The 6,721-nt window shown below is 40.6% G+C and carries 7 protein-coding genes and 1 tRNA gene; all 8 read left to right on the top strand.

The window, feature by feature from the left end; all coding sequences use genetic code 11:
- Nucleotides 1-96 precede the first annotated feature (96 nt).
- Nucleotides 97-168: transfer RNA gene (locus DXC04_RS10770), tRNA-Asn, on the top strand.
- 594 nt (nucleotides 169-762) lie between these two features.
- Nucleotides 763-1,440, top strand: a complete 678-nt coding sequence (locus DXC04_RS10765; RefSeq protein ID WP_021860257.1) for a Crp/Fnr family transcriptional regulator — start codon at nucleotides 763-765, stop codon at nucleotides 1,438-1,440.
- A gap of 5 nt (nucleotides 1,441-1,445) precedes the next feature.
- Complete coding sequence (locus tag DXC04_RS10760; RefSeq protein WP_021860256.1) at nucleotides 1,446-2,189, top strand: nucleoside phosphorylase; 744 nt, start codon at nucleotides 1,446-1,448, stop codon at nucleotides 2,187-2,189.
- A gap of 73 nt (nucleotides 2,190-2,262) precedes the next feature.
- Complete coding sequence (locus DXC04_RS10755; RefSeq protein WP_117538290.1) at nucleotides 2,263-2,877, top strand: ECF transporter S component; 615 nt, start codon at nucleotides 2,263-2,265, stop codon at nucleotides 2,875-2,877.
- A 30-nt stretch (nucleotides 2,878-2,907) separates the two neighbouring features.
- The gene (locus DXC04_RS10750) at nucleotides 2,908-3,684 is read left to right on the top strand and encodes an energy-coupling factor transporter transmembrane component T family protein (protein WP_021860254.1); all 777 of its coding nucleotides are present in this window, start codon (nucleotides 2,908-2,910) and stop codon (nucleotides 3,682-3,684) included.
- 27 nt (nucleotides 3,685-3,711) lie between these two features.
- A complete protein-coding gene (locus tag DXC04_RS10745; RefSeq protein WP_021860253.1) occupies nucleotides 3,712-4,551 on the top strand; it encodes an energy-coupling factor ABC transporter ATP-binding protein in 840 nt (279 codons plus the stop codon).
- 17 nt (nucleotides 4,552-4,568) lie between these two features.
- The gene (locus DXC04_RS10740) at nucleotides 4,569-5,372 is read left to right on the top strand and encodes an energy-coupling factor ABC transporter ATP-binding protein (RefSeq protein ID WP_117538293.1); all 804 of its coding nucleotides are present in this window, start codon (nucleotides 4,569-4,571) and stop codon (nucleotides 5,370-5,372) included.
- A gap of 22 nt (nucleotides 5,373-5,394) precedes the next feature.
- Nucleotides 5,395-6,555, top strand: a complete 1,161-nt coding sequence (locus tag DXC04_RS10735) for a phosphopentomutase (RefSeq protein ID WP_118660988.1) — start codon at nucleotides 5,395-5,397, stop codon at nucleotides 6,553-6,555.
- Nucleotides 6,556-6,721 lie beyond the last annotated feature (166 nt).

The following is a 6,721-nucleotide window of genomic DNA, read 5'->3' as shown; positions in this document are numbered from 1 at the left end:
GATGAAGTATTTCTTGTATGCAGTTTTGAAGGTATATAAAAAATTTGTTATAACCCCTTGCAAAATATATTGCATGGGTTTATACTATATAAGTATTCCTCGATAGCTCAGTGGTAGAGCATTCGGCTGTTAACCGAAGGGTCGTTGGTTCGAGCCCAACTCGGGGAGTTTGAAAACCTGTAAGCCATAGTCTTACAGGTTTTTCTGTTTCTTCCACAACAGCCAGAGGAAACTGTCTGTGCCGGATTTTGTAATATTATATAAATAAAAAAGATATCTGATAAAGTAATGAGGAATTACAAATCGGATATCTTTTTTGTGCTATAATGTAGTAGCTAAATATTGCGCGGACCATTTAAAGCAGTGGACAATGGCAGATTCGGCAGATAAGAGCAATGTTCTTGTTTTCAAATATATTTACACGAGATTTTCTAAGATTTTTCGTTGAAATTTCCCCATTATCGTATATAACTTTTTAAGAAAAAAGGATTCGTTTGAAGTGACAATAGTTACGTAAATGAGTAAATTTAAAAGGGCGTGCTATAAATAATGTTTGCGAAAGTATAAAAGTATAAAAGCACAAAAGGACAAATGTCCTGAATTCATGGCAGAAATAATTTGATTTTATTTTAACAGAGTAAAACTGCCGGACATAATTCCTACACATTTTTGCGCTATTTTTTTATAATAGGAAATGGAAATAAGGAAATATCCATTTCATTCTTTGATGCCAATAAACTGCAGTGAGGAAGGAAGACTAAAATGGATCAAAATTTAGAAAAACTAGTAAAACTTTTGGAAAAAGACAGAGAAATATTTCAGATGTTGCGTCAGTGCCCATATGAGATTTTGAGACGTTTTGAAGTAAAGGATTATGAGGCGGACCAGTTTGTACTGAACCAGGGAGAGATTCATAACAGATTTTATATCATCGCTTCTGGGTATGTAGATATTTATGTAGAGTCAGCACATGGAAAACGTTATCTTCTTTGCACATATATGAAAGGCGATTATATTGGCGAACTGGAAATCTTCAAACAGACGGGTTACATCAGCCGGATACAGTCGCGTGGAAAAGTACGGATTCTGGAACTGGATCGAACGTTCTTTTTACAATGGATCCGGACAGATAAGAATTTTAATGAATATATGATTCGTACACTGTGTGATAATTCATACCGGATGTGTCTGAATATGGGAGAAAATACACTATATACATTAAAGCAGAGAATTTGTCAGTATCTGCTTCGTAATATGGAAATGGATGCAAAATTTGTCATGATTTCTTCAGAAGTTTTAAGTCAGCAGATGGCGGTGACAACAAGAAGTGTCAACCGGGTATTGAAACAGTTAAGAGAACAGGGATTTATTGAACTCGAGAAAGGGAAAATATCAATCTGCGATCAACAGGCTTTGGAAGATATATTAAGAAAGGATTGAGAACTATGAGTACATTACAGCCACATATCAGATGCAGCGAGGAAGATGCGGCAAAATATGCGATTCTTCCGGGAGATCCGGCGAGAGTAGACCGTATCAAAGAGCATTTAACAGATGTGAAAGAGATCGCATTTAACCGTGAGATGAAGAGTATCAGCGGATATTATAAAGGTGTAAAGGTGATGGCAGTTTCTACCGGAATGGGAGGAGCGTCTACAGGAATTACAGTAGAGGAGCTTCATAATATCGGTGTTGAAGTTATGATTCGTATCGGAAGCTGTGGAGCATTACAACCGGAGATCAATATGGGAGATCTGATCCTCATTAACGGAGCTGTCCGTGATGAGGGAGCTTCCAAAGCTTATATCGAAGAGATTTATCCGGCAATTCCAGATACAGGAGTACTGATGAATCTGATCGAAGCAACGAAGGATCTCGGATATGCTTACCATGTAGGACGTGGAAGAAGTCATGATAGCTTCTACACAGACCGTGAGGATGAGATCGATCACTACTGGTCAGGCAAAGGAATCCTTGGTGCAGATATGGAAACAGCCGCTTTATTTATCATTGGCGGTTTAAGAGGTGTTAAGACAGCTTCTATTTTAAATACAGTCAGCCTGTATGAAGGAAATCTGGAAGAAGAGATTAATAATTATGTAGATGCGGACAACGCAGCAGCAGTTGGCGAAGAGCATGAAATCATTGCTGCACTGGAAACAATCGTTCGTATGGACAAGAAGAATTAAGAGAGCGAAAGATACAAAGGTAGTGTCAAGTAAGCTATGAAAAAACTGAGACACAAAGGACGGAGGCAGAAAAATGAAAAATAAAAATAATAACAGCCCATGGTCGCTGAAAATCAATACGGCATCACTTGTATTGATCCCGGCGGCAGTAGGTATCAATTATATTGGGAAATTATTTGCAGGAATGTTAAAACTGCCATTATGGCTGGATTCCATCGGAACCTGTCTTGCAGCAGCATTGGCAGGACCGGTTGTCGGAGCGATTTCCGGAGCAATTAACAATATTATTTATGGTGTAACTATGGATCCGATCTCTACTGTCTATGCATTTTCGCAGGCAGGAATCGGAATCGTAGTAGGGCTGATGGCATATTACGGAGCACTTAAGAGTTTAAAGGGTACGTTGCTTACAGGTATATTTGGTGGTGCAGCGGCAGTTGTGATTTCTACTCCTTTAAATATTATTTTCTGGGGAGGAACAACCGGTAACCTCTGGGGAGACCTGGCATATGCGGCAGCGGTTGCCAAACATTTCCCTCTGTGGCAGGCATCTACGATCGATGAGATCATTGTAGATATCCCGGATAAAATTGTAGTACTTCTGTTGGTAGCAGCTCTTTTCAAAGGACTTCCGAAGAGTCTGATGTCCCTGTATCAGAGCAATCACAGAATCGAGAGCCTGGACTAGGCAGGACAGGAAAGAGAATGGAGGCTAATCATGAAAAGTTTGAGTTTGTATGAAGATAAACAGTCCTTTTTAAATGGACTGACTCCGGGATGCAAGGCTTTTTACATTATTGCAGCACTTGTAATTCCGGCAATGCTGGGAAGTAAATTGATCAGTATCGGATTTATTGTTTTAAGTATTTTACTTCTTACCCAGTCAAAAGTAATCCGCAGAACACTGCCAATCCTTGCAGTATCTGGATTTGTATTGATCACTGTAATTATTATTCAGGGATTGTTCCGTGCAGGTAACGAGACTGTAGTACTGGATCTTGGACCGGTTGCATTTTATAAAGAAGGTTTAATATTTGCGGCAGATATTGCAATTAATGTGTTAAATATTATTTTTGCTTTCTGTGTACTCGTTCTGACAACAAAACCTTCTGATATTATTGAGAGTATGGTAAGCCGCGGATTTTCACCGAGAATCGGATATGTATTTGTATCCCTGTTCCAGTTGATTCCGCAGATGACAGAGCGTATGTCTACAATCACAGATGCGCAGAGAAGCCGTGGTATGGAAACTGAGGGAAGTCTATTAATCCGAATGAAGGCATTTATTCCGTTGATTTCTCCTGTGATCATGAGTTCTTTTATTGATACAAAAGAGCGTGCGATCGCGCTGGAAGTTCGTGGATTTAACTCAAAAGAAAAGAAATCATTTTTGAATGTATTCCATGCAAATGCTGCAAGCCGTCCGATTTACTGGATTTTATTAATTGCCACAGTGGCATCTGTAGTATGGAAACTTGTGATGATGTTTGCATAAAATACGCAGAAAGGACAGAGACAGACAATGGCTGAGATTAAAATTGAAAATTTAAAATACAGATATCCGGATACGAAAGAACTTGCACTGGATGGAATCACCTGCGATATTAAGCCGGGAGAATTTATCGGCGTGATCGGACGTAACGGATCAGGGAAAAGTACATTTTGCCAGTCCCTTATCGGACTGGTGCCAAACTTTTACCGTGGCGCTTATGGCGGAAAAGTTTTTATTGATGATATTGAAGTACGCAATGTGGAAGTAGACGAACTTTGCCAGAAAGTTGGAATGGTGTTCCAGAATCCATTTAATCAGGTAACAGGTTCAAAATTGACGGTATATGAAGAAATTGCTTTCGGACTGGAAAACTTTGGTATTCCAAGAGACGAAATGAAGAAGAGAATCGATGATGCGCTGGAACTTCTCGATATTGCAAAATACAGAGACCGTGCTCCGTTTGATCTTTCCGGTGGGCAGATGCAGAGAATGGCGATCGCAAGTATCATTGCGATGAATCCGGAAATTATTGTATTGGATGAGCCAACTTCACAGCTCGATCCACAGGGAAGCGAGGAAGTGTTTAAAGCAGTTGCCAAGCTGAGTGAAAAAGGTATTACAGTCATCATGGTAGAGCATAAGATTGAAAAAATTGCAGCTTACAGCGACAGAATTATGTTATTAGATGGCGGTAAGTTGGTTGCATTTGACACACCACAGGAAATCTTCGCAAGAGAAGATCTGGATGAACATGGTGTAGTTGCACCGGTTTATACAAGAATCTGCAAAGATCTGGGACTTCGTGTTCCGGGAACAGATTATTATCCGGTAACTTTGGACGAAGCACATAAACTGCTGGCATGTAAGTAGTGGAAATGGAGGACATTATGAATACGATCGAGATAAAAAATCTGCATTTCTCATACAATGCAGGAGAAGAGATCCTGAAGGGACTGAATCTGACGATTGATGAACGCTCCACTGCGATTATCGGACAGAACGGTGCCGGAAAGACAACATTTGTAAAATTATTAAAAGGACTTTTGCGTCCGACAGAAGGACAGATTTTATTTAACGGGCAGGATATTTCCAAACAGACAGTTGCAACCCTAGCAAAAGATATTGGACTTATTTTCCAGAATCCGAATGACCAGATTTTCAAAAATACAGTTTTGGATGAAGTAATGTTCGGACCGATGCAGATCGGCATGAGCAAAGATAAAGCAAAAGAAGTTGCGTTAAAAGCATTGGATATGGTAGGCTTAAAGGGAACAGAGAAGATTAATCCGTATGACCTGGGACTCTCTGAGCGTAAGATGGTATCGATCGCAGCGATCGTTGCGATGGATACAAAGGTAGTTATTTTTGATGAGCCGACGATCGCACAGGATTACATGGGCAAGAAGAGAATTCAGGCTATCATGAAGGAATTACAGAGACAGCATAAGATTGTGATTTCTATTTTGCATGATATGGATTTCGTTGCGGAAACATTTGACCGGGCAATCGTATTTGCAAAAGGAGATGCACTGCTGGACGGAGATGTGAAAAGCGTGTTCAAGGAAAAGGATATTCTTGAGAAGGCATATTTGGAGCAGCCATACACCATGCAGCTTTGTTACGAACTTGGATATAAAGAAGCATTTTTAAACCCAGAAGATTTTGTCGCTTATAAGAAAGCGAATCAATAGTAAGAAGAAAGAAGGGACCGGGATGAGAGCATTTTGGATCGTACTGGACAGCGCAGGAATCGGAAAAGCACCGGATGCGGCGCAGTTTGGAGATGAAGGAAGTAATACCTGGAAAACCTGTTATGATTCAGGAAAATTGAACATTCCGAATATGGAGAAACTTGGCATTTACCATATTGATGATATGGGATATGGAAATCAGGATCAGGCAGCGGAAGGCTGCTATGGAAGACTGTATGAGAGTTCCCAGGGGAAGGATACAACCATCGGTCACTGGGAGATGGCAGGTGTGATCTCACCAAAACCGTTCCCGGTTTACCCGGATGGATTTCCGGAGGAGGTGCTGGCAGAATTTGAGAAGCAGACTGGACGGAAAGTGCTTTGTAATAAGCCATATTCCGGAACGGATGTAATCCGTGACTATGGAAAAGAGCACATGGAGACAGGCGCGCTGATCGTGTATACTTCTGCGGACAGTGTATTTCAGATTGCAGCCCACGAGGAAGTCGTACCGATTGAGACATTATATGAATACTGTAAGATTGCAAGAAAGATTTTGATGGGAGATCATGCAGTAGCGAGAGTTATTGCGAGACCGTTTGTCGGTGAGTATCCGAACTTTACAAGAACAGACCGTAGACATGATTTTTCACTGGTGCCTCCGAAACCGACGATTCTGGATCAGTTAAAGGCAGCAGGAAAAGATGTGATCGGCGTCGGAAAGATTTATGATATTTTCGCAGGTCAGGGACTGACTGAGACAACACCGAATCATGGAAATGCAAAAAATATGGAGAAAGTATTCGAAATCCAGAAAAAAGATTTTGACGGACTTTGCTATATCAACCTGGTTGATTTTGATATGATGTATGGACACCGCAGAGATATTCCGGGTTATACAAATGCGTTGAATGAATTTGATGAAGCACTCGGAACATTTCTTGCAAATATGCGGGATGATGATGTGCTCTTTATTACTGCAGATCACGGATGTGATCCGGGATACAAGGGAACAGATCATACACGAGAGGCTGTGCCGCTTCTTGGATATAGCAAGGCATGGAAACAGGGAATCAACATTGGAACGAGAGACACGTATGCAGATATTGCAGCTACGATCGGTGAGTTGTTCCAGATTGATTATACCGGTGACGGCAGCAGCTTTGTGGATAAATTGAGATAATAATAGAAGAGACCCTAAGGTTAAAATCTGTATGAGTTTACTCATGCAAGAAAGACTTTAGGGCCTTTTTGCGTAAATTTTTTCATTAATACGAAGCGTACATTTAGGAAGCTCTGCAGCATGATTTGTGTAAAAAAATGATAGGATATATTGGGGGGATAGGGGA

Origin of the sequence: Dorea sp. OM07-5 (assembly GCF_003481355.1) — a bacterium.
GTDB lineage: Bacteria > Bacillota > Clostridia > Lachnospirales > Lachnospiraceae > Dorea_D > Dorea_D hominis.
Note: the sequence above shows the minus strand (reverse complement) of the source record. Positions and strands in the feature narration are given on the sequence as shown.

Excerpts from the sequence above, each read along its gene's own strand:
- DXC04_RS10765 (WP_021860257.1), top strand. The coding sequence starts at position 763 with ATGGATCAAAATTTAGAAAAACTAGTAAAACTTTTGGAAAAAGACAGA.
- DXC04_RS10760 (WP_021860256.1), top strand. The coding sequence starts at position 1,446 with ATGAGTACATTACAGCCACATATCAGATGCAGCGAGGAAGATGCGGCA.
- DXC04_RS10755 (WP_117538290.1), top strand. The coding sequence starts at position 2,263 with ATGAAAAATAAAAATAATAACAGCCCATGGTCGCTGAAAATCAATACG.
- DXC04_RS10750 (WP_021860254.1), top strand. The coding sequence starts at position 2,908 with ATGAAAAGTTTGAGTTTGTATGAAGATAAACAGTCCTTTTTAAATGGA.
- DXC04_RS10745 (WP_021860253.1), top strand. The coding sequence starts at position 3,712 with ATGGCTGAGATTAAAATTGAAAATTTAAAATACAGATATCCGGATACG.
- DXC04_RS10740 (WP_117538293.1), top strand. The coding sequence starts at position 4,569 with ATGAATACGATCGAGATAAAAAATCTGCATTTCTCATACAATGCAGGA.
- DXC04_RS10735 (WP_118660988.1), top strand. The coding sequence starts at position 5,395 with ATGAGAGCATTTTGGATCGTACTGGACAGCGCAGGAATCGGAAAAGCA.